Source organism: Streptomyces marianii (assembly GCF_005795905.1).
In the GTDB taxonomy this organism is placed as follows: domain Bacteria; phylum Actinomycetota; class Actinomycetes; order Streptomycetales; family Streptomycetaceae; genus Streptomyces; species Streptomyces marianii.
Genome location: NZ_VAWE01000001.1, coordinates 2,303,159 through 2,324,720 on the forward strand (window position 1 = coordinate 2,303,159; position 21,562 = coordinate 2,324,720).

General features: G+C 70.9%; 27 protein-coding genes and 1 pseudogene. 25 read left to right on the top strand and 3 right to left on the bottom strand.

Annotated features, from left to right (window positions below; genetic code table 11):
• The 25 genes from FEF34_RS10255 (at window position 1) to FEF34_RS10380 (ending at window position 19,156) form a co-directional block, all read left to right on the top strand.
• Window positions 1–1,143 (top strand): phage minor capsid protein, encoded by a 1,143-nt coding sequence (locus tag FEF34_RS10255; protein WP_138052896.1) that lies wholly within the window; start codon window positions 1–3, stop codon window positions 1,141–1,143.
• Between the two features lie 16 nt (window positions 1,144–1,159).
• Window positions 1,160–2,227: a hypothetical protein gene (locus FEF34_RS10260; protein ID WP_138052897.1), complete on the top strand. Its 1,068-nt coding sequence runs from the start codon at window positions 1,160–1,162 to the stop codon at window positions 2,225–2,227.
• Between the two features lie 13 nt (window positions 2,228–2,240).
• Window positions 2,241–2,399, top strand: coding sequence for an Rmf/CrpP fold protein (locus tag FEF34_RS41170; RefSeq protein ID WP_171052896.1), 159 nt, complete (start codon window positions 2,241–2,243; stop codon window positions 2,397–2,399).
• 99 nt (window positions 2,400–2,498) lie between these two features.
• Complete coding sequence (locus tag FEF34_RS10265; RefSeq protein ID WP_138052898.1) at window positions 2,499–3,299, top strand: hypothetical protein; 801 nt, start codon at window positions 2,499–2,501, stop codon at window positions 3,297–3,299.
• A 16-nt stretch (window positions 3,300–3,315) separates the two neighbouring features.
• Window positions 3,316–4,380: a major capsid protein gene (locus FEF34_RS10270; protein WP_138052899.1), complete on the top strand. Its 1,065-nt coding sequence runs from the start codon at window positions 3,316–3,318 to the stop codon at window positions 4,378–4,380.
• A 2-nt stretch (window positions 4,381–4,382) separates the two neighbouring features.
• Entirely contained in the window at window positions 4,383–4,760 is a 378-nt protein-coding gene (locus FEF34_RS10275; protein WP_138052900.1) for a hypothetical protein, read from the top strand.
• A complete protein-coding gene (locus FEF34_RS10280) occupies window positions 4,757–5,344 on the top strand; it encodes a hypothetical protein (protein WP_138052901.1) in 588 nt (195 codons plus the stop codon). Before FEF34_RS10275 ends, FEF34_RS10280 begins: the two co-directional genes overlap by 4 nt.
• 10 nt (window positions 5,345–5,354) lie before the next feature.
• Window positions 5,355–5,864: a hypothetical protein gene (locus FEF34_RS10285; RefSeq protein WP_138052902.1), complete on the top strand. Its 510-nt coding sequence runs from the start codon at window positions 5,355–5,357 to the stop codon at window positions 5,862–5,864.
• 14 nt (window positions 5,865–5,878) lie between these two features.
• Window positions 5,879–6,283 carry a hypothetical protein gene (locus FEF34_RS10290; RefSeq protein ID WP_138052903.1) on the top strand — a complete coding sequence of 135 codons (405 nt, stop codon included), beginning with the start codon at window positions 5,879–5,881 and terminating at the stop codon, window positions 6,281–6,283.
• Entirely contained in the window at window positions 6,280–6,594 is a 315-nt protein-coding gene (locus FEF34_RS10295; RefSeq protein WP_234042352.1) for a hypothetical protein, read from the top strand. The genes FEF34_RS10290 and FEF34_RS10295 overlap by 4 nt, the downstream gene beginning before the upstream one ends.
• A complete protein-coding gene (locus FEF34_RS10300; protein ID WP_234042353.1) occupies window positions 6,591–6,941 on the top strand; it encodes a minor capsid protein in 351 nt (116 codons plus the stop codon). Before FEF34_RS10295 ends, FEF34_RS10300 begins: the two co-directional genes overlap by 4 nt.
• 15 nt (window positions 6,942–6,956) lie before the next feature.
• Window positions 6,957–7,394, top strand: coding sequence for a minor capsid protein (locus FEF34_RS10305; protein ID WP_234042354.1), 438 nt, complete (start codon window positions 6,957–6,959; stop codon window positions 7,392–7,394).
• A 12-nt stretch (window positions 7,395–7,406) separates the two neighbouring features.
• Window positions 7,407–7,877, top strand: coding sequence for a phage tail tube protein (locus FEF34_RS10310; RefSeq protein ID WP_138052905.1), 471 nt, complete (start codon window positions 7,407–7,409; stop codon window positions 7,875–7,877).
• Window positions 7,877–8,374: a DUF7426 family protein gene (locus FEF34_RS10315; protein ID WP_138052906.1), complete on the top strand. Its 498-nt coding sequence runs from the start codon at window positions 7,877–7,879 to the stop codon at window positions 8,372–8,374. Before FEF34_RS10310 ends, FEF34_RS10315 begins: the two co-directional genes overlap by 1 nt.
• Before the next feature lie 211 nt (window positions 8,375–8,585).
• The gene (locus tag FEF34_RS10325) at window positions 8,586–10,853 is read left to right on the top strand and encodes a phage tail protein (protein ID WP_138052907.1); all 2,268 of its coding nucleotides are present in this window, start codon (window positions 8,586–8,588) and stop codon (window positions 10,851–10,853) included.
• Window positions 10,854–10,856: 3 nt separating this feature from the next.
• Entirely contained in the window at window positions 10,857–14,219 is a 3,363-nt protein-coding gene (locus FEF34_RS10330) for a hypothetical protein (RefSeq protein ID WP_138052908.1), read from the top strand.
• 12 nt (window positions 14,220–14,231) lie between these two features.
• Window positions 14,232–14,681 carry a hypothetical protein gene (locus FEF34_RS10335; RefSeq protein WP_138052909.1) on the top strand — a complete coding sequence of 150 codons (450 nt, stop codon included), beginning with the start codon at window positions 14,232–14,234 and terminating at the stop codon, window positions 14,679–14,681.
• The gene (locus FEF34_RS10340; RefSeq protein ID WP_138052910.1) at window positions 14,682–14,951 is read left to right on the top strand and encodes a hypothetical protein; all 270 of its coding nucleotides are present in this window, start codon (window positions 14,682–14,684) and stop codon (window positions 14,949–14,951) included.
• A gap of 70 nt (window positions 14,952–15,021) precedes the next feature.
• Window positions 15,022–16,131, top strand: a complete 1,110-nt coding sequence (locus FEF34_RS10345; RefSeq protein ID WP_138052911.1) for an N-acetylmuramoyl-L-alanine amidase — start codon at window positions 15,022–15,024, stop codon at window positions 16,129–16,131.
• A gap of 12 nt (window positions 16,132–16,143) precedes the next feature.
• Window positions 16,144–16,500: a hypothetical protein gene (locus tag FEF34_RS10350; protein WP_199800658.1), complete on the top strand. Its 357-nt coding sequence runs from the start codon at window positions 16,144–16,146 to the stop codon at window positions 16,498–16,500.
• The gene (locus FEF34_RS10355; RefSeq protein ID WP_138052912.1) at window positions 16,497–16,751 is read left to right on the top strand and encodes a hypothetical protein; all 255 of its coding nucleotides are present in this window, start codon (window positions 16,497–16,499) and stop codon (window positions 16,749–16,751) included. Before FEF34_RS10350 ends, FEF34_RS10355 begins: the two co-directional genes overlap by 4 nt.
• 174 nt (window positions 16,752–16,925) lie before the next feature.
• On the top strand, window positions 16,926–17,126 hold the full coding sequence (locus tag FEF34_RS10360) for a hypothetical protein (RefSeq protein ID WP_138052913.1): 201 nt from the start codon (window positions 16,926–16,928) through the stop codon (window positions 17,124–17,126).
• Between the two features lie 2 nt (window positions 17,127–17,128).
• The gene (locus FEF34_RS10365; RefSeq protein WP_138052914.1) at window positions 17,129–17,662 is read left to right on the top strand and encodes a DUF6879 family protein; all 534 of its coding nucleotides are present in this window, start codon (window positions 17,129–17,131) and stop codon (window positions 17,660–17,662) included.
• Window positions 17,659–18,501 carry a helix-turn-helix domain-containing protein gene (locus FEF34_RS10370; protein ID WP_138052915.1) on the top strand — a complete coding sequence of 281 codons (843 nt, stop codon included), beginning with the start codon at window positions 17,659–17,661 and terminating at the stop codon, window positions 18,499–18,501. Before FEF34_RS10365 ends, FEF34_RS10370 begins: the two co-directional genes overlap by 4 nt.
• A 442-nt stretch (window positions 18,502–18,943) precedes the next feature.
• On the top strand, window positions 18,944–19,156 hold the full coding sequence (locus FEF34_RS10380) for a hypothetical protein (protein WP_138052917.1): 213 nt from the start codon (window positions 18,944–18,946) through the stop codon (window positions 19,154–19,156).
• A 286-nt stretch (window positions 19,157–19,442) separates the two neighbouring features.
• Here the strand turns inward: FEF34_RS10380 and FEF34_RS10385 are convergent, their stop codons facing one another.
• From FEF34_RS10385 to FEF34_RS10395, 3 genes and pseudogenes are all read right to left on the bottom strand, one after another.
• Entirely contained in the window at window positions 19,443–20,849 is a 1,407-nt protein-coding gene (locus FEF34_RS10385; RefSeq protein ID WP_138052918.1) for a recombinase family protein, read from the bottom strand.
• A 40-nt stretch (window positions 20,850–20,889) separates the two neighbouring features.
• Window positions 20,890–21,141 (bottom strand): annotated as a pseudogene (locus tag FEF34_RS10390) (magnesium chelatase domain-containing protein); the annotation flags it as partial.
• Window positions 21,141–21,521 carry a YraN family protein gene (locus tag FEF34_RS10395; RefSeq protein ID WP_138052919.1) on the bottom strand — a complete coding sequence of 127 codons (381 nt, stop codon included), beginning with the start codon at window positions 21,519–21,521 and terminating at the stop codon, window positions 21,141–21,143. The gene FEF34_RS10395 and the pseudogene FEF34_RS10390, both read right to left, overlap by 1 nt.
• Window positions 21,522–21,562 lie beyond the last annotated feature (41 nt).

A 21,562-nucleotide genomic window follows, 5' to 3' on the forward strand; every position in this document is an offset into this window, starting at 1 on the left:
ATGCCGGTGTCCCCCGCGATGGCGGAAGACCTCGCAACGGAGGTGCGGCGCCTCTACGAGGACACTGAGCGGGCGCTCCTCGAACGCCTCGCCGCGGCGCTGGAGGCCGACATCGAGTCGCCGCGGTGGGCGGAGCTCAAGCTCGCCGCGGTCGGCAACCTCCGCACCGCCGTGGAGGCCGTCGCCGACGCGCTCCAGCGCGACTCGGACGGGGCCGTGCGGCGCGCCCTGATCGAGGCGTACAACCGGGGCCGTCAGGCCGCCGCAGCGGAGCTCGGGGCCCTGGACATCGGCCGCGCTCTCGTCGCCCGGGACACCCTGCCGAACGCGCCCGCCGTGGACCGGCTGGCCGCGTCCATGGCGGAAGACACCCGCCCGCTGTACGTGCGCATCACCCGGGCCGTGGTCGACACCTATCGGCGGATCGTCGCGAACGCCTCCGGCGGGGTGCTCCTCGGTGCGAACACCCGCAGACAGGCCGCGCAGCGCGCGTTGGACCAGTTCGCGAACCAGGGGATCACGGGGTTTGTGGATCGGGCGGGCCGGTCGTGGGACATGGCGAGCTATGCGGAGATGGCCGTCCGGTCCGTCACCGCCCGCGCCGCCGTAGAGGGCCACATCGACGCCCTCGGGGAGATCGGCGTCGGGCTCGTCATCGTCTCCGATGCGCCGCTGGAATGCCCCCTGTGCCGGCCGTGGGAGGGCGAGACGCTGACCCTGTCCGGACAGTCCGGACCGCACACCGTGCGCGCGGAGCACGCCACCGAGAACGTCGGTCGGATCCGCCGACGGCCGCGGATCATCCCCGTGCACGTCGCCGGCAGCCTCACGGAGGCCCGCGCGGCTGGCCTGTTCCACCCGAACTGCCGCCACTCCCTCGCGGCGTACCTGCCCGGGGTGACGACGCGGCCGTCGCACCATCCCACCCCGGGGACGACGTACGAGGACACTCAGCGGCAACGCGAGATCGAGCGCCACATCAGGCGGTGGAAGCGTCGCGCCGCAGCGTCCGTGGACGACAACGCGCGGCGGTCGGCGAACGCGAAGGTCCGGGCGTGGCAAGCCGCCATGCGCGAGCACATCGACGCACGCGAGCACCTGCGCCGCAAGCCGCAGAGGGAGCAAATCGACGCCGCACGCTGACCCGAGGGGAGACAGCATGGGACGGGCGTTCGTCGCCAAACTCGCCCGGCAAGGAGCGCGCGATCCGCAGGCCCTCGCGGCATGGATCGGCCGCCGGAAGCTGGGCAAGGCTGCATTCCAGCGGATCGCCAAGCAGGGCCGGGACGACGCCGAGGAGCAGCGCGAGTTCATGGGCCGCATACGGCCCGGCGGGCGCCTCTCCCGGGACCTGACCGGCTTCTCCGACACCGAACTAGGGCGCGCCCTCAGCGAGCTGAACCCCGAGGAAGCGCAGCGCGTAGCGGGCGAGATGGACCGCCGCGACACCGCCGCCCGCCTGCCCGGCGCCCGGCCCGACCTGATCGGCCTGTCCGATGCCGAGCTGGGCCGCCGAGTCGGCACGGCCACGAGGCCGGAGCTCGCCGCCATCGCCGATGAGGCAGACCGGCGGCAGAAGGTCGGCGAAGTGTTCCCCGGAGGCAGCCTCGCCGAGGACCTGTCAGGGGTGGACGAGAACACCCTCGGATGGTCCCTGGCCTACGCGCGGCCCGACGAGGCCGAACGGATCGCCGCGGAGATGGACCGCCGACACCCGCCCGCACCCCTCCCGCAAGCATCCGGCGCGGGCACCATGGACGGGCAGCTCGCCGACCGGGCCGCGATCGATGAGCTGTTGGGTTCCAGCCCGGACGGATGGGCGCACCTCGCCGACGACCGTCCGGACCCGCGCGAGGGCATGTCGTCAACGGAACGATGGCTCGCCGACCGGGAGCAGGAGCAGGAGTCGGCGCGGAGTGCGTACTCGCGCGCGCGGGTGCAGGAGATGTACCGCGAGCACGTGTACGCCCAGTACATGGCCGCCGAGGACGAGCTCCGCGGCGTGCTGCTGTCCCGCGACGCGGACCGGCAGGGCATCGACCCCATGTCGCTCTTCACGGGCCCGTCACACGTCGCCTACGCCCGCGCATCGGAGGAGCTCAAGCGCTGGTGGCAGGCGAACCCGCGCACTACGCTCACCGAGTATCAGGAGCAAGTGACCGGGCAGCGCACCGCGGCCGGCGACACGGCCCGCAAGTCGCGCGGCGACCAGCAGAACCGACTGTGAGCAGGGGGCCAAGATGGGACCGGGTGAGCAGGTGGTGAGGGCGCTCAACGAGGGAGCCGAGGCCGGGCGCCGCGGCGACCGACCGAACGCGTGCCCCTACCCGTCTGGCGACCTCCGCCGCTCCGCATGGCTGCGCGGCTACGCGAAGAACCGGCCGCTCCCGGGCGAGTAGACCTCCAACCGCTTCACCCCTTGGGCCCGCCATCGTGCGGGCCCTTTTGCATGCCCACCGCCCGCCAGGAGCGGGCCTCCACTGCCCCAGGAGGGCACCATGCACCGCAGCACCCTCGCCCGCACACGCCTGGACGGCGCAGGATGGGCACACCCCTACGGACACGGCCCTTTCTCCCCGATCGTCTACGCCGACGGAGGGGACGGCGCAGGCTCCGGATCCGGCAGCGGAGGCGCCGGTGACGGATCCGGCGGGAACGGCGCCGGCCAGGGCGGACAGGGATCCGGACAGCCCGGATCGCAGTCCGGACAGGGCGGATCCGTCACGGACCCGTGGGCCGGATACCAGTGGGACGGCAAGGTCGACTCCCTCCCGGAACCGGTCGCCAAGGCCATCCGCGACGCACGCGCGGAGGCCGGCAAGGAGCGCACGACCGCGAAGGCCAACTCCGCGGCCGAGGCCCGCAACGAGCTCCTCGGCACGATCAGCAAGGCCCTCGGGCTGGAGGCCGGTGACAAGCCGCCGACCGCGGAGCAGTTGACGCAGCAGCTCACCGAGTCGCACGGGAAGCTGACCGCCGCGGAGGAGCGGGCCGCGTCCGCGACCCTCGAACTCCACGTCTACAAGACCGCAGCGCGGCTCGGGGCGAACGCTGACGCACTCCTCGACTCCCGCGCGTTCTGCGACACGATCGACAACATCGACCCCTCGGACATGACGCCCGAGGCGTTCAACACCGCGGTAGAGCAGGCCATCAACGAGGCCCTCGGCCGCAATCCTCAGCTCCGCGTTGGCCAGGCGCCGCGGCGGGGCGGGGGCGAGTTCCCCGGCGGGCCCGGGACCACAGGTCGCCCCACCTCCCTCGGACAAGCCGTTGCCGGCGCGCTGAACGCCGGCTGACCATCAAGGAGCCCTCATGCCTGTGACTCTGGCTCAGGCCCAGCTCAACACGGCGGTCGACGTCGACTATGCCGTGATCGACAACCTGCGCCGCTACAGCTGGCTGCTCGACCGGATCGTCTTCGATGACACCGTGACCCCGGGCACCGGCGGCGGCACCCTCACCTACGGCTACACGCGGCTGAAGACCGTGCGCACCGCGGCGTTCCGCGCGTACAACACCGAGTACAGCCCCAGCGAGGCGGAGCGCGAGCGGGTCACCGTCGAGCTCCACCCGCACGGTGGCGCGTTCAACGTGGACCGTGTCCTGTCCCGGCTCGGCCCGGGCACGTCGAACGAGATCACGTTCCAGATGCAGCAGCTGCTCACCGCCACGCAGCAGAAGTGGCAGGAGGAGCTCATCACCGGGGACACCGCCGTCGACAGCAACGGGTTCGACGGACTCGACAAGTCCCTGACGGGCACGGCGACGGAGTACGACCCGCTCGACAACGGCACCACCGCCGGATACCTCGACTGGCGGGCGGCGACCGTCATCACCCAGCCACTGGCCATGGCCGCGCTGGATCAGCTGGACGAGTTCCTGTCCCTGATCACCCCGTCAAAGACCGGCGGCGGCGACGCGGGCGCCCCCGGGGCGCTCCCGCCCGGGGAGCGGGCGATCCTCGGCAACCGCAAGAGCATCACTCGCATCCGCGCCCTGGCACGGTGGGCCGGGCTGTTCACCGCCGACAAGGACTCCCTTGGCCGACGGATCGAACGCTACGGGGACTGGGCCCTCGTGGACATCGGCGACGGGCAGGCCGGCGCCAACCCGATCATTCCGATCTACTCGGAGGACGCGGACGAGGGCGGCGGCGGCAGCACCATCACGGGCCTGACGGACATCTACGCCGTCACGTTCGGTCTGGACGCTCTCCACGGCGCGTCGGTGGCGGGTATCCCGCTGGTCCAGACGTGGATGCCCGACTTCATGCACGCGGGCGCGGTCAAGTCCGGCGAGATCGAGATGGGCCCGTCCGCGATGGTGCTGAAGAACACCAAGGCGTGCGGCGTGCTGCGGAAGGTCAAGGTGCAGTGACCATGGCTGAGATCCAAGTGACCGCTCCGCAGCCCGTGACCGCCGACATCGCCGGAGTGTCCTTCCGGAAGGGTGAGGCGACCGCCGACAGCGTCCGCGACCGGCGGGCGCTGTCCTACTTCCGCCGCCACGGCTACACCGTAGAGACCGTCCGGCCGGAGCCGAAGACCAAGGCGAAGGCCAAGGCGGACCCGAAGCCGCCGCAGGACCCGAACGGCTCGTTCGACCCATCCGGGCATGACGTGCCCGAGGTCCTCGCTTACCTCGACTCGCTGAGCGAGGACGAGGCCGGCCAGGCGGAGCGGGAGCGTGTCCTCGCCGCCGAGGCCGAGGGCAAGAACCGCAAGACGATCACAGAGAAGGGCGGTGCGTCGTCGTGACGCAGCTCGGCCGATACACCGGCAACGTGCGGGACGAACTCTCGTACGCCTCGGACCACTACCGGCAGGCGTCGGCGGGCGGTTCGACCGCGACCCGCTCGAACATGCGCCGCCTCGACGCGGTCGCCGACACCGGGGCGCTGACCACGCAGGTCATGACCAGCGTGGCGCTGTACCTCCGGAAGGGCGACGTCGTCACCAACCTGACGTTCCGGTCCGGGGCGACCGCAGCCGGCACGCCCACGAACTACTGGTTCGCGCTCTACTCCTCCGCATCGACTCCGGCGCTGCTGGCGCAGACCGCGGACCAGCTCACGGCAGCGTGGGCGGCGACCACGAACAAGACACTGGCGCTGTCCTCCCCGGTCACGATCACCGAGGATGGCGTGTACTGGGCAGCGGTGATGGTGAAGGCCACCACCCCGCCCAGCCTGGTCGGCGTCTCCACGACCGCCTCCGCCGGGATCATCAGCGGGGAGAAGCCGCTCGCGCAGACGTCGGGCAGCTCGCTGACGACGACCGCTCCGGCGACCATCGCGAGCCCGACGACCGTGGCCACCGTGCCGCTGGTCGTCGCGACGTGAGGGGGCGGCTGTGGGACTCGTCTCCTCTCTGTCGGTGGCCGCTACGGCGGACCTGACGAGCGCGCTGGACCTGGCGACCGGCACGGTGCCGCTCCAGGTCCGGCACGCCGTCAACCTCTCCTCCGGCACCGGCGCCGGGCAGGCCGACAAGGTGTTCTCCGACCGGCGCACCCTCGCCGCGTCGGCGACGGAGGATCTCGACCTCGCGGGCGTCCTGCTGGACGCCTTCGGGGCCGCGATTACCTTCGCCCGCATCAAGGGCCTGATCATCAAGGCCGCCGTCGGGAACACGAACAACGTCGTCGTCGGCGCCGCAGCCACGAACACGTGGGCCACGCTCCTCGGAGCCACCCACACGATCACGCTGCGCCCCGGCGCCGCCCTGTGCGTCATGGCCGACGCCACGGACGCCACCGGCTACGCCGTGACCGCCGGCTCCGGTGACCTGCTGAAGGTCGCCAACTCGGGTGCCGGCACGTCGGTGACGTACGACATCGTCCTCATCGGCGCGAGCGCGTAAGGGGGTGCTGCCTGGTGGGCAGGGTCTACGCCACCACAGAGCAGTACGAGGCGTTCACCGGGCAGCCCGCCCCCGCGAACATCGCCCGGCTACTCGCCCGGGCTTCGCGGCTCGTGGATCGGGAGATGATCGCCGCGATCTACGACACGGACTCGGCCGGGTTCCCGTCCGACACGGACGTCCGGGACGCGTTCCGGGACGCGGTGTCGGCGCAGGCGGGCGAGTGGGCGAAGCGGGACGCGGCGGCCGCCGGGGACAGTGACGACCCGACGGCCAGCCCGTGGACGTCGGTCAGCGCCGGGGGGCTGTCGTTCTCGCGGCAGTCCGCGCCGGTGGCGACCGCCGACGACACCGACCTGACCCCGGAGGCGAGGGAGATCCTCGAATCCCTCGCGCTGGAGGGGGTGATCCTGTCGTGACCCTCCCGGGGTTCCTGCGGCAGCACACGGTCACGGTGGAGCCGCTCCTCGGCACCAGCCCCACGGGCACCGTGTACGGGGCGCCGGTGGAGGTCCGCGGACTGCTGCGGCAGTCCACGCGCCTGGTACGGAACCCGGCGGGCGAAGAGGTCACGTCCTCCAGCACGTTCTACGCGCCGCTGGACACGGTGGCGCCGGCCCGCTCACGGGTGACCCTGCCCGGCGGCCGGACCACCACCGTGATCGCGTCGGTGCCGCAGGACGGCGGGAAACTTCCCGTCCCGTCGCATCTGGAGGTGCAGCTCCAGTGACGCAGTACGCGCGCATGTCGTGGACGGGGCAGCGTCTGTGGACCGGCCGGGGCCGGCGCGCGGCGTCGAAGGGGCTTCAGAAGGCGTTGGAGCACACCCTCGGGGTCGCGAACCGGCTGGTGCCGTTGGAGGAGGGCACCCTCGAACGCTCCGGCCGGGTGAACGTGGACGGCCTGAACGGGGCGATCTCGTACGACGCAGTGTACGCCGTCCGTCAGCACGAAGAGCTGACGTGGCGACACCTGCCGGGCCGCCAGGCGAAGTACCTGGAGCAGCCCATGAACACGGAGCGGGACACCATGCTCCGCCTGATGCACGTCTCGCTGCGGGACTGGCTCCGCGGCTGACCCAGGGGGGTGACCGTGGCTCACACGCGCGCCCTCCTCGAAGGGCTGGCGGGGCTCCTCGCGGACGCGGGGCTCGGGGTGTACCGACCGAACCCCGGAGAGGTCTACGCGGCCGATGAGACGGCACTCGGGTTCGGCGCCATGCCGGACAGCCCGGACCGGGTGATCTGGCTCAACACCTACCCGGTGGAAGACACCGACCAGCCGGACGCGATCACGGGCGTCCAGTTCCGCATCCGCGTCGGACCGGATCCGCTCGAAGCGGGCGACATCGCCGACGCCGTGTTCGCCCAGCTCCACAACCGGCAGGCCCTCACCTTCGGCTCCCTGCGCGTGGGCCTGATCTGGCGCCAGTCGCAAGCCCTGATGGGGCAGGACGCGACCGGCCGCGAGGAGCTCACCGCCAACTACTACGCCCGGACCGTCAGGCCGGCGCCGTACCTGAACGACTAGGAGGACCGCGTCATGTCGACGCCGACCGAGACCGCGCTGGCCCGCCGCTGGCGGATGGACGTCAACATGGGCGCGTCCGGCTCCCCGGACTGGCAACTGTGCCCGGCGATCACCGAGTTCCAGTGGACCGCCGACCCGAACCACGAAGACGACACCACGTACGACTCCGACGGGTGGAAGACCAACGTCAAGACGGCGCAGGAGTGGGAGGTCGAAGCGACGTTCAACCGCAAGGCGTCGCCGGACTCCACGACCTACAGCCCGGTGCACGAGAAGCTGCGCGCGGCGTTCCTCGCCTACGGGGAGGACTCTCGTGTCGGGATCCGCTTCTACGACCGCAACGGCCTGCCGGAGGCGTACTCGGGTGACGTCCTCGTGGCGTGGGAGCCGCAGGGCGGCGAGTACACCGACTTGGACCAGGTGCAGGTGACGCTCACCGGCACGGGTCCGCTCACGTCGATCACGAACCCGGTGACGCCCTGATGGCCGGTTTCAAGGTCCTGGACGAGTTCCTCGGAGACTCCCTCGACCTGCCCGTCCGGTGCAACGACGGCGAGATCCGCACCTTCCACATCCCCGCCCCCTCCGCCGAGGACGGGCTCCGCGTGGAGGCCCTGATGGAGCTCGGGATCCGCATGGCCGCGGAGGGCGCCGACCCGGACACCGAGGTCCTGGACGACGCTCAGGAACTGGACCTGTACCGGACCGTTCTCGGGCCCGCCTACGACGACGCGATCAAGTTCCTCAACTCCGCGCGGTTCAAGGTCCTCGCGCTGACCGCGATGCTGTGGATCACGCAGGGCCTCGACGCCGCCGAAGCCTGCTGGAACGCGGGCGGCGTCCCTTCTCAGGCAGCCCCGAACCGGGAGCAGCGCCGCGCCTCATCCCGTGCGGCGAAATCGACCCGGTCACGGGGCTCGCAGAGTGGTACGAGTACCCCGCCGGCTACAAGCCGCGCCCGAAAGGCCGCACAGACCTGACGTGGGGGCTCCTCCTCGATGAGTGGGCGCTCATCGAGGCGGACCTCCACGAGGTGTACGGCGTCGACCTGTCTACGCCGGGCCTGCTCCAGACGCGGTCGTGGCGGTGGTTGCGGATCCGCATTCTCGGGTTGCTCTCCACGGAGTGCCGTCTGTCGCGGCACTTCGCACCCCCTGAACCGAAGCAACCGAAGCGGAAGGGGGGCCGGTAGTGGCGCTCAACATCGGCGACCTGTACGCCACCATCCGCGCGGACGACCGGGGATTCCGGAGCGGCCTGAACGAGGCGCAGCTCCGGCTCGCCGGGTTCACGCGCATGGCAGACGGCCGACTCCGCGACATGCACGGCCGGTTCGTATCACAGTCGGACGCCATGGCCCGCACGATCGGCGCCCGCTTCGCCGCCGCGGCGCGGACGGCCGGGCAAGCGCTCCTCACGGCGGGGCAGGCGGCGGCGAAGTTCGGGGCGGCGCTCGGGGTGGGCGTGCCCGCGGCGACGGCGATGCTGACCGCGCTCGGGGGTCTTGCTGCGGGGGCGGTCGCCGCGGGGGTGGCGTTCGGGGCGTTCAAGGCCGCCGCACAGCCGCAGCTCGAATCGGTCACGGAGGCGACGGAGGCCGCCGAAGCTGCCGAAGAGGCCCACGAAAAAGTCCTCCTCAAGAAGCAGCTCGCCGCGAAGCTCGCAGCCAAGGGCGGCGACAAGTACAAGCAGGCGCTCAGGGACGTGGAGTCGGCGCAGCGGGCCGCTACGGAGGCCGACGCGGCGGCGAAGACGGCGATGGAGGGGCTGCCTCCGGCGACGCAGCAGACGGCGAAGGCGTTCGCGGGTCTGAAGAGCGACTACGAGTCGTGGTCCGACAGTCTCGCGTCTACGACGATGCCGGTGTTCACCAAGGGCATTGGGGTCCTGCGGGATCTGCTGCCGCAGCTCACCCCGTTCGTGAAGGCCGCAGCCAGCGCGTTCTCCGACCTGCTCGACCGGATCGCCGTGGGGGTGAAGTCGGCCCGCTTCAAGGAGTGGGCGGCGGACATGTCCGCGGCGGCCGGCCCGGCGCTGCGGAACTTCCTGACCGCGATCGGGAACTTCGCGCGCGGGTTCGGCTCCCTGATGCAAGCCTTCCTGCCGCAGTCGGCGGCCGTCACCGGCGGACTCGTGTCCATGTCGGCGGCGTTCGCGGACTGGGCCGGGTCGCTGAAGGGCTCGGAAGGGTTCGCCGAGTTCGTCGCGCTCGCACGCGAGGGCGGGTCGACGCTCGGGCTCCTCGGCTCCGCTGCGGTGGATCTGCTGGTGGCACTGGCGCCGCTGATCGGCACCACGGCGGTGATCGCGAAGGCCCTCGCGCAGGTCATCAACAACACCCCGACGCCCGTACTGACCGCGCTGGCCACGGTGATTGCGAGCGTCGCCATCGGCATGAAGTTGTACGCCGCGGGCGCGGCGGTGGTGGCCGTGGCGAACCGGGTCATCGCCTCGTCGGCGTGGACGGCGGTGGCCGGGTGGATGCGGATGATGGCCGTCGGGCTGATGACGTACGTGCGGATCGGCGCGGCTGCGGTCGCGTCGGCGGCGACGACGGCGGCGGCGTGGGTCGGTTCTGCGCTGGTGTCGATCGGTACGTGGGTGGCGGCCGTGGTGCGGGCTGCGGTCATGGCGGTGGGGCAGTTCGCGCTCATGGCCGCGCGGGCGGTTGTGTGGGCGGCGACGATGGCCGCTCAGTGGCTGATCGCGATGGGCCCGATCGGCTGGATCATCGCTGCGGTGATCGGCCTGACGGCGCTGATCGTCGCCAACTGGGACAAGATCAAGGAGTGGACCGGTAAGGCGTGGGACTGGGTCTGGTCGAAGATCCGGGGCGTCGGCCAGATGATCGTGAACTTCATCGCGAACATCCCCCTGGTCCGGTTCTTCATCCAACACTGGGACCGCATCAAGTCCGGCGTGGTCAGCCGCACCATGGGCCTGCTCTCCTACATCCGCAGCCTCCCCGGCAAGATCATATCCGGGCTCGGGAACCTCGGCTCGCTGCTGGTCGACAAGGGCAAGGACGTCATCCGCGGCCTGTGGAACGGCATCAAGAGCATGGGCGGCTGGCTGAAGTCAGCCCTGATCGGATTCGCGAAGAGCATGATCCCAGGCCCGATCGCGTCCGCACTCGGCATCAGCAGCCCCTCCAAGCTCATGGCTCGCGAGGTCGGCCGCTGGATCCCGCCCGGTATCGCGATGGGCGCCGAGAAGAACGCAGGCGTGCTGGACCGCACCATGGCCAACCTCGTCACTCCGCCTCGCGTCGGGGCGATGGCGGGCGGGGCTTCGCTCGGCGCGGGCATGACGGGCGGCGGCCGGGCCGCACGACAACAGGTCATCGTCATCCGCGGCGACGGCAGCGCGCGGGCTGACTTCATCCTCGGTGAGCTCGCGCACGCCGTGAACAAGCGCGGCGGGGACGTACAGCTGGCCGTGACCGGCCGAAGGGGGTAACCGGTGGCGATTCCTGACAGCCCGCTCGGGACGCGGGTGGAGCTCCAGATCGGCGGCACGATGGAGAACGTCACCGCTGACGCTCTCACCCGCGACCCGATCACCATCAGCCGCGGCCGCCGTGACGGGAACTCCCGGTGCGACGTGTCGCGGGCGACGGCGTCGTTCAAGAACCGCGACGGGAAGTACAGCCCGCGGAACCCGCGCGGGCCGTGGTACGGGCAGTTCGGCCGCAACACGGAGATGCGGGTATCGGTGCAGGGCCCGGAGTCCTACCTCGCGCTGACCGGCGCCGTCGCGGACATCGCCTCCACCCCGGACACCGGAGCGCTGGACATCACCGGCGACATTGAAGTCCGGGTGGAGGCCACGGCCGATTGGTGGGCCTCGACGCCTCAGGTGCTGATCGGGAAATGGGGTACGGACGGAAACCGTAGCTGGATGATGCGCGTTTTCAACGGGCAGTTGGGGTGGTTCCACACCCCGGACGGCACCGCCGCCAGCCAGCGGTTCGCGACGTGGGTCCTGCCCGGCCTGCCTCGCCGTGCTGCTCTGCGGGTCACCGTGGACGTCGACAACGGGTCGGGGGGCTGGTCGCCGTCGCTGTACTGGGCGGAGAGCCTCGACGGGCCGTGGACGCTCGTCGCCGCCCTCGTCGGGTCCGCGCCGACCACCTCGATCTACAACAGCACCGCGCCGCTGTCGCTGGCGCCGGAGGACCCGACGACGACCCCGCCGCGGGTGCCGCTGCGGGGCCGCGTGCACCGGGCGGAGGTCCGCTCCGGGATCGGCGGCACGGTCGTCGCTAACCCGGACTTCCGCAGCAAGGCCGAGGGCACCACCAGCTTCGCCGACGGCGCGGGCCGCACCTGGACCACGGCTGGCGCGGCGGAGGTGTCCGACCGGGAGTACCGGATGGTGGGCGAGGTCCCCACGTGGGAACCGAAGTGGGGCCCGAGCGGCCGGGACGTGTGGACGCCCGTGGAGGCGTCCGGCATTCAGCGCCGGTTGGGGCAGGGGCAGAAGCCGCTCGCGAGCACGCTGCGCCGCCGGGTGCCGGCGGGCGGGCCGCTCGCGTACTGGCCGATGGAGGAGGGCCGGGACGCCACGCAGGCGTACAGCGCCGTCCCCGACGTCCCCGCGCTGACCGTGTCCGGGTTCGACTTCGAGGGAGACGACTCCCTCGGCGGCTCCGCAGCGCTCCCGAAACTGCGTAACCCGGCGCAGATGCGGGGCTCGGTGCCGCGGAGCAGCGCAGCCGGCTGGCACGCCGAAATGGTGTACTTCCTGCCGACGATGCCCGCCTCCCAGACCGAGATCCTGCGGGTGGACGTGGCCGGGTCCACGATGAGCACGGCCGTCGTCTACGCCTCCACCGCGGGCATCCGCATCGAAGCCCGCAACGGCGGAGACGTCCTCGCGTTCTTCCTGCACACCAACCCGGGCGCGATCGCTGATTTCGCCGGGGTGTGGAACCGGCTGCAGCTGTACGTCAGCGACGCCGGGGGCGGACAAACCAACGTATGCGCGCGGTGGCTGGACACCAGCGCCGGGGGCGGGAGCTGGACGTCGGCGACGCTCATCACCGGCGCGCGGGGTGCGGCGGTCGGCGTCGCCGGGACGTGGGGCGCGGCGACGGAGGGCATGGCCATCGGGCATCTGGCCGTGTTCGACGTGGGGGGCTCGGGCCTCACCCCGGGGGTGTCGATCTACGGCGGCGCGGACGATGGTTTCGCCGGGGAGTTCGCCCTGGACCGCCTGAACCGGCTGTCCAACGAGGAGTCCGCGACCATCGATCTGACGTGGGTCGACGGCGACCCGGCGAGCCCGAGCGAGGCCATGGGCCCGCAGCGCCCGGTGGAGCTGCTGGATCTGCTGTACCAGTGCGCGGAGACCGACGGCGGGATCCTGTACGAGCGGCGAGACCGGATCGGCATGGCCTACCGGGACCGCACCAGCCTCTACAACCAGGCCGCGGTGCTCGCCCTGGACTACGCGGCGGGGGAGGTCGCGCCGCCGCTGGAGCCGGTGGAGGACGACCAGGACCTCCGCAACGACATCACCCGCACTCGCGAGGGCGGGAGCTCGGCGCGGGTGGTGCTGGAGTCCGGGCCGTTGTCGGTGCAGCCGCCTCCGGCCGGTGTCGGCGTGTACGACGATGCCCAGTCTCGTTCGCTGGCGCTGGACTCACAGGCTATTCAGATCGCCGGGTGGGATCTGCACGTGGGCACGTGGGACGAGGCCCGCTATCGGGCGGTGACGGTGCGCCTGCACAAGGCCCCGCATCTGATCCCGGACGTGTTGGCGCTGGACATCGGCGACAAGCTCGTGATCGAGAATCCGCCGGAGTGGCTGCCGCCCGGGCCGATCGAGCTCATCGTCCAGGGCACGACGGAGACGTTGGGGCTGCGGACGTGGACCATCACGTTCCTGTGCACCCCGGCCGGCCCGTGGAACGTCGCGGTCCTTGAAGACCCGGTGTTGGGGCGACTGGACACGGACGGGTCGGAGCTGACGGCGGCCGTCAGCTCGTCAGACACGGTGTGGACGGTGCTGGCGACAGATGGGCCGACGTGGACCCGGGATCCGGCCGAAACGCCGTTCGCCGTCGTGGCCGGAGGTGAACTGGTCACGGTCACCGCGATCACCGGCGCGGCGGAGGACGACTTCAGCGCGGCCCAGACCGACTCGTGGGGCACCGCGGATGTGGGCGGTGCCTGGGGGCTTGGCGGGGGCACGGTGCCTGGGGATTATGACGTGGTCTCGGGGCGGGGCACGCACACCCTCGGCAGCGTCAACGTCAGCCGCAGGTCGTTCCTCACGCAGACGGTCACCGACACGGACGCACAGGTCGATATGCAGACGTCGGCTCTGGCGACCGGGGCGGGGATCACGGGCAGCATCGTGACCCGCTACCTCGATTCGGACAATCTGTATGCGGCCCGGTTGGCGTTCAACACGGATCAGACGATCACGCTCAGTCTGCGGAAGCGGGTGGGCGGGACGGAGACCCAGTTGACCGCGGTCACGGTCCCGCTGACACACGCCGCGAACACCGATGTGCGGCTGCGTTTCCGGGTGTTCGGGTCGCTTCTCCAAGCGAAGGCATGGGCACCGTCGGCGCCGGAGCCTGCGTCCTGGCAGGCCACGGCAACGGATACGGACATTTCCACGTCGGCGCTGATCGGCCTGCGGTCGATCCTGATCAGCGGAAACGCCAACAGCAGTCCCCTGGTCCGTTACGACAATTTCGTACTGCTCAACCCCACCAGGTGGACGGTGACCCGCTCCGTCACCGGGGTCTTCAAATCTCATGCCAGCGGAACCCCTGTGTCCCTGGCTCAGCCGATGCGCCTCGCACTCTGAGAGGGGGACGCCGTGCCGTTCTACGCAGGGCAGACCGTGACCGCAGGGCAGATGGACCGTGTCCAGCCCACGCCATACGAAGGGGCAGCCAGTGGCGCGCTGACGTCGACGACCACCACCTATGCAGACATCCCCGGGGCCACCGTGACGCTGACGACGAAGGCCGCGAACGCCACCTACGTCGCGGAGGCGACGCTCGACGCGAACGTAGTCGGCACGAGCCCGACCATCCTCATGGTGGGCCGGCTGATGGTGGACGGAGTGGCCGATACCGGCTTGGCCATCAAGGGGATGGTGGTCGCGGACCGGGCCACGATCTCCGGCCGCTGGAAAGGCACCCTCGCGGCTGCGGGCAGCCACACGCTGAAGCTTCAGGGGGCGCTCACGTCTGCGCTCGGCTCCGGCGGGGTGTGGCAGCAGACAGACACGAAGCTTCAAGTGACGATCACGGAGGTTGTGTAAATGACGCTGGTCATGCCGCGCGTGGAGTCGACGGTGTACGACGGCACGAACGGCCAGGCGCTGGCCTCGGAGTGGCTGGAGGACGCCACCCTGGTCAGCGACGACAGCGAGACGCTCGTCATCGACACCTCCGGCTGGCCGGACCCCGTCCGCCGGGAGATCCCCCGCGGCTGGTACGTCCTGCGGCACTACGGGCGGATCTTCAAGGAGGCTCTGCCGCCGGAGGAGTACGCCGTGCGGTGGGCTGAGGTCCCGGACCCTGCGCCCTGACCCTGCCCGCCTTCCCCTCTCGCCCCGCGCCGACCCGGCCGGGGCCTTTCTCATGTCTGGAGGCCCCACGATGGCCAACCCGATGCCAGCGCAGACGCTGGCGGACATCCTGCGCGACGAGGGCCTGACCGTGGTCGAGGTCGGCACCTGGCGCACCCACAACCGCAACCACAAGGGCCCGTGGGGGCCCGTGCACGGGGTGATGATCCACCACACCGTGACGTCCGGAACGCAGCGGACCGTCGACATCTGCCGCACCGGCTACAGCGGCCTGCCCGGTCCGCTGTGCCACGGCGTCATCGCGAAGGACGGCACGGTCTACCTGGTCGGCTACGGCCGGGCGAACCACGCCGGTTCCGGCGACGGCGACGTCCTGCGCGCCGTCATCGCCGAGACCCCGGCACTGCCGGCCGACAACGAGGCGAACACCGACGGGAACCGGCACTTCTACGGCTTCGAGTGCGAGAACCTCGGCGACGGCAAGGACCCCTGGCCGGACGTCCAGCTGGAGGCGATCGAGCGAGCGTCAGCCGCGATTTGCCGCTGGCACCGGTGGGGCCCGAGGAGCGTGATCGGGCACCTGGAGTGGCAGCCGGGCAAGGTCGACCCGCGGGGCTTCGCCATGGACGACGTGCGGGACCGGATCGCTGACCGGCTCGCCGTAGACCCGGAGCCCGAGCAGCCGCCGAAGACACCCCCGGTGCAGGGTGGCTCGTACACGGTGGAGAAGGGCGACACCCTCTCCGCGATCGGCCGGAAGCTGGATGTGCCGTGGGCGGACATCGCGACGGCCAACAGCATCAAGGCCCCGTACACGATCCGCCCGGGGCAGAAGCTGAAGATCCCCAGCAAGACGACCGCGAAGCCGCCCGCCGCGCCGAAGCCCCCGCCGCGGCCGGTGGTGGACCTGTCGCGGCTCGTCGCCGCCGCGAAGGCCGACCCGCCGAAGCGCGGCACCCCGGTCAGCTACTACGGCGTGAAGACCGTGGAACAGGCCCTCGTTAAGGAGGGGCTCCTCGGCCCGAGCCTCGCTGACGGGCACTTCGGCACCGCCACCCGCACCGCGTACGCCTCGTGGCAGCGCCGGTGCGGCTACTCCGGCAAGGACGCCGACGGCATCCCCGGAGCCACGTCCCTGAAGAAGCTGGCCGCCCGACGCGGCTTCACTGTCACCGCCTGATCGGAGTCACTCATGAATCTGCTCGCATCCATCCTCCGCACGGTGGTGCCGCTTGTCGTCGGCTGGGTCGTCACCGTTACCGGCGCGATCGGCATCGAGGTGGATTCCACGGCGGTCGCCGGGGGCGTCACAGCCGCCGTGACCGCCGTCTATTACCTGCTGCTCCGGCTCACCGAGCAGGCCGCCGAGCGCCTCCAGTGGGAGCCACTGCGGCTCGTGGCTGGTGTGCTGCTCGGCTGGGCCCGGCCGCCGAAGTACAAGCAGCCGCCGCCGGCCGGCACTGTGCAGGTGCACCTCGACGCGGAGGCTTTTGGCCAGGATCTGCACGAGATCATTCGGCGGAACATCCGCCTTGGTGGTAGCCGGTGACGCCGCCGGAGACGACGCAGATCGCGTTGGAGCTGGCCGAACTGCGCCGGACGATGGAGGTGGGGTTTGCCGAGCAGCGTGGGCAGCTCGCGCTCCTCGTGCAGCGCGGTGACCAGACGGATCAGAAGCTCGCCGACCACGAGGCGCGCCTGGACAGCCTGGAGAAGGCCCGTTGGCCACTACCGTCGCTTGCTGCTCTGGTGAGTCTCAGCGCACTCGGGGCCACCCTGTACCAGCTCGCTGCCCGCTGAAACAACCTTGCCCCCTGTCTGGTCCTCCGGGACCGGGCAGGGGCGCTTTCGTCATGCCCTTTTGCGCGCAACCAGCGGCTCGGCTGCCGGACTCAGCAATCCCCCGCAATCGACCACCGAGCGCCGCGCGGCCGTCGCATGCTGGAGCCCTCATCAGCCACGACGGAGGACGATATGACGCTTCGCTTCATCGGCACCACGTCCGAGCACGGCAACTGCCCCACCCTGTACGAGGTCGAGGAGACCGGGGACATCGTCGTCCAGGGCGACGAGGTGGACGCCGAGCACCGCGCCCAGTTGCGGGACCTCGGCGTATTGGAGACCGCCGTCGTCATCCCGCGCGAGCTGCTCACCCGCTTCGCCCCCAAGGAGTAACCGTGCCCCTGGTCCCCTTTGAGGAGATCACCCACCTGTTCGGCCAGTTCGAGCACACCGCGTTCCGGCTGGAGACCCGCCGCGGCTACGCATCCGATCGGCAGGGCGCACGGTTCCAGGCGTTCATGCGCGGGATCGATCCGCAGCCGGAGCCCGAGCACCCGTGGAACGTGAACGTGCGGGAGAAGGCGGCGTCCGGTGCCCGCTTCTCCCGGGTGCGGATCATTGACGAGCCGCCCACGGATGGGCAGCGGTTCCTCATGGCGACCGCGGCCGGCAACGTCCAAGCGGGCGAGGACATCCGTGTCCTGACCCGAACGGACGCGGAGCGGCTGTCCCTGCCGGACTGGGACTTCTGGCTGTTCGACTCCCGCACCCTGGTCCGCATGCACATCGACGCCACCGACACGACTATCGGCGTCGAGCTGGTCGACGACCCGGCGCAGGTGCTCGCCGCCTGCCGTGCCCGTGACGCCGCCTGGCCCATGGCGGCCCCTACTGCTGAGGTCTGGGCACAGGTACGTTCGTCCGTGTGACCACGGACTACCAGACCGCACGGGTCGCCCTCGGTGCGCGGCTGCGCGAGCTGCGCACCGAGGCGGGCCTGAACGGGAAAGCCTTCGCCGAACGGCTCGGCTGGCAGCCGTCGAAGGTGTCCCGGCTCGAGCATGGCAAGCAAACCGCAACGGAGTCCGACCTCGAGGACTGGGCCTCCGCCGCGGGCGCGCTCGAGCACGCCGACGATTTGAAGAGCCGACTTCGGGGACTCGAGTCGCAGCAACGCTCGTGGCGCCGGCAGCTCGCTGCCGGCCACCGGCCGGTGCAGGATCGGTATGTGGTGGAGTACCGGCGCACCGCGACCGCCCGCGGCTACGAGGCCACCGTCATCCCGGGCCTGTTCCAGACGCCCGACTACGCCCGTCAATTGCTGCTCCAGAACGCCGACTTGATGAGCTCCCCGCGCGACACCGACGAGGCCGTTGGCGCCCGTATGCGCCGTCAAGAGGTGCTGTACGAGACGGGGAAGCTGTTTCGAGTGCTGGTGTGGGAGGGTGCCCTCCATGCGCTGATCTGCCCGCGGGACGTCATGGCCGGCCAACTGGACCGGCTCGTCGGTCTCATCGGCATGAGCACCGTAGAGCTCGGGATCGTTCCGCTCGGGGCGCCCCTCGCGCTGACCCCGAAGCACGGTTTCTGGATCTTCGATGAGGGGCGCGTCGTCGTGGAGACCATCAACACCGAGCTCCAGTACGACTCGGCTGACGACGTCGCCCTGTACGGCCGAGTGTGGGACCGGCTCGCCGCAACCGCGGCGTACGGGCCGAAGGCGCACCGCTTGATTGCCCGGGCACGCGCACAACTGTCACCTGCGTGAGCAACCAGCGACAAGCCGCCCTGAGCCTCGCGCAATCCCGCGCAATCGGCGCGACCTGTCCAGGCCCCGGTTCCTACGGTCCTGGTCATGGAGACGGGAATCCAGCCCCCCGCGGGCACATCTGACGGCCAAGGCTGGTGCCACTGGCACGACGGCCCTTCGGGCACGGCTCGCCTGGTGGACGCCCACGAGCGGCAGTCCGGGCCGCCGGTCGCACTGTACGCCTGCGCCCCGTGCCGCGAACAGCGCGGCCTCCCTGTGCGGTTGGAGGCATCGTGAAGTCGGCCCCGTTCACCACGCCAGGCCGCACGGTCATCCCCTGCTACTGCTGGATTCGGGAGCCTGGCACGCCGAATCGGTGCACCGAGGACCCGGGGCACGATGGCGACCACCGCGACTGGGCCTCTGGCCGGACGTGGCCGAACCGCGGACCGGAGCCGCAGTGACCGCGGCTAACGTCGCGTACCTGCCGACCGCGCTGCCCTGCCGGGAGAGGCCGGTACCGACCGCGCAGGCCCTCAGCTGGGAGCAGTACGCCGGCCGCGCGTGCTGCTCCTGCGGAAAGCGGCTCACGACCGGCGCCGTGCACCGCGGTGTCGCCCGCGGCCGCCAGGGTGTGCACGTCCTGGACGTCGAGGTGTGGTCCTGCCCATGAACCCGCCGTGCCCGGTCAGTGCCCCGGGTACGGCGAAGCGGGTCGTCCGATGGCGTGCACGACAGGGCGCCCGCTGCCGGCCCCGGCCAGTCTTCCCCCGTCCCTATGGAGGCTGGCCGGGGCCTCTCTTCCAGCCCGGTGCGACGGACGAGCGACCCTGGCACGTAGAGCAGATGGAGGGCCGCTCGCCCACCCCGTGTACGGCCCTCGCGGAACCACCTCCCCCAGGCGGACTGTGAGGTGCCCGCGACGCCCCCGCTTCGGCGGGGGCGTTGCTGCGTTCCCGCTACTTCCAGTCGATTCGCACCGCGTCCGGATCCCAGTAGCCGCCTCCCGGGATCCGCCCCTTCCGAGCAGGGAGCACGGTCACCGTCATCAGGTAGGCGATCACGGCCCGCTTCCGGGACAGATCAAGCCCTTTCCAGGCCGCTTCCGGATCCTCAGCTCCCACCAGGCCCACTACTGGATTCACCTTCACCGCGTGAGACATCGTCTTTTCCGCCGACTCCAGGCGCGCCCTGGCCGCCGCAGAGGCAACCGTCCATGAGCGCATGTCCAGCTCGCCCCGGCCCAGCCCTTTCGCGAGTTCATCGAGCGTGGCCCTTGCCTCCCGCAACTCGGCCTGAGCTGCCCGCACATCCACCGGGTCCTCGCGCTCCGCCAACAGGTCCAAGGCGTCCGGCCGGGACAGACGCTCCAGAATGGCCAGTTGGACCCAGTCGTCCAGCAGGTCACGTCTGCGTGTGATGTGCCTCCCGGTGCGGCACCGGTAGGCAGGCCAGTGCTTCTTTCCGGGTCCGGTGCCCGCAGTCGACGCCCGCACCGTGGCACCGCACATACCGCACAGGTACAGGTTGCTACCGAGGTACTTTCGCTCGTTCCCGGGCGTGACCCGGCGAGACGGGTCGTCGAGGATCGCTACCAGGCTTCGCCACTTGGGCTCAGGGATCGCTGGATCCCACTCTCCGGGGCCGACCTCTTGGCCGCGGTGCACGCGGATGCCTGCGTTGCGGGCGCGACGGAGCATGCTGCCCAGCTCCGGCCCTGTCCACTCTGCTCCGGTGCTGGTCGTGATGTCTCTCGCGTTCCAGCCCGCGGCGATTGATCGCAGGGACGCGCCGGCCAGCACCGCGTCAGCGGCCTCGGCAATCAGGCTGCGCTCGAATTCGTTCGTGGTCACACCGTCGGCTTCCCAGCCGAACGGGCGACGCCCGCCGAAGTGCTTCCCTTTCTGCGCCATCTGATCCCGGGCTCGTCGCTGCCGCTCCACCATGCGCTCCACCTCGTAGCGGGCCTGGACCCCGAGCTGGCGAGCGATCATGCGCCCCGTGGCCGTGGAGAGGTCAAGGTGGCCTGCCTTGACCGTGCGAGTGTCGATCCTGCGGGGCTCGCATACGTCGATGTACTGCTCCAGCTCCGCGGGAGAACGGTGAAGGCGGTCGGTATGCCAGGCCAGGACGATGTCTGCGCGGCCCGCTCGCAGGTCGTCGAGGAGTTGCCGGTACCCGGGGCGGGGCTTGCCGCTGTAGGCGCTGAGGTCGTTGTCCTCGTGGATGCCGACGACGGTCAGGCCGAGGCTCTCGGCCAGGGCGGTGCAGTCTTCGAGCTGGCGTTGAATGCCGAGGCCAGCTCCTTCCCGGTCGCGGCTGATGCGGCAGTAGATGAGCGCTCGGGCGCCGTCGGTGGGTGCCATAGTTCATCCTGGCACGGAAGGACTGTCTTTGGCTCAGGTTCGCTAGGTCGAAGCCGCTGCCGCTCTTGGGCACGGAGGCCGGGCTGAGCCCGACGGTGAGCTTCTTCTGCGGCCACTCGGCATCGGAGTTGACGACGGCGGCCCGGACCCGGTCCCGGCTCTCCACCAGGCTCTTGTCCGGGAGCCCCACCAGGGCGAAGGCCGCGACTCCCGGCTCCAGGTCCGCCTGAACCTCCACTACCACGCCCTCGACCCCCACCAGCGCCACCGAGCAGGTGCGCGCGAAACCCATCAGGCCACCCCCGCCACATGCTCGACCTGGGGCGCGCCCCGCCGGGGCAGCACCACCCCGACGATGTCGATCCGTACCCCGCCCGGGGGCGGTGGTCCCCCGTGCCGCTGCAGCCAGCAGGCGGCCAGGTGTCTCAGCCGGTCCGCCTTGGCGGATGTGATCGCGGCCATCGGATGCTCGAAGGGCATCCGCCCGTCCGGGCCGCCCCTGCGGGTCTTCACCTCGCAGACGACCATCGTGTCGCCGTCCCGGGCGACGATGTCGATCTCTCCGGCCCGTCCGCACCGCCAGTTCCTGGCGAGTACGGCCATCCCGGTGTCCACCAGCAGCCGGGCGGCCAGTTCCTCCCCGTACCGCCCCAGCGCCCTCGTCGCGTTCATCCCGGCACCACCTCCGGCACCGACTCTGACGCCTGCGGTCC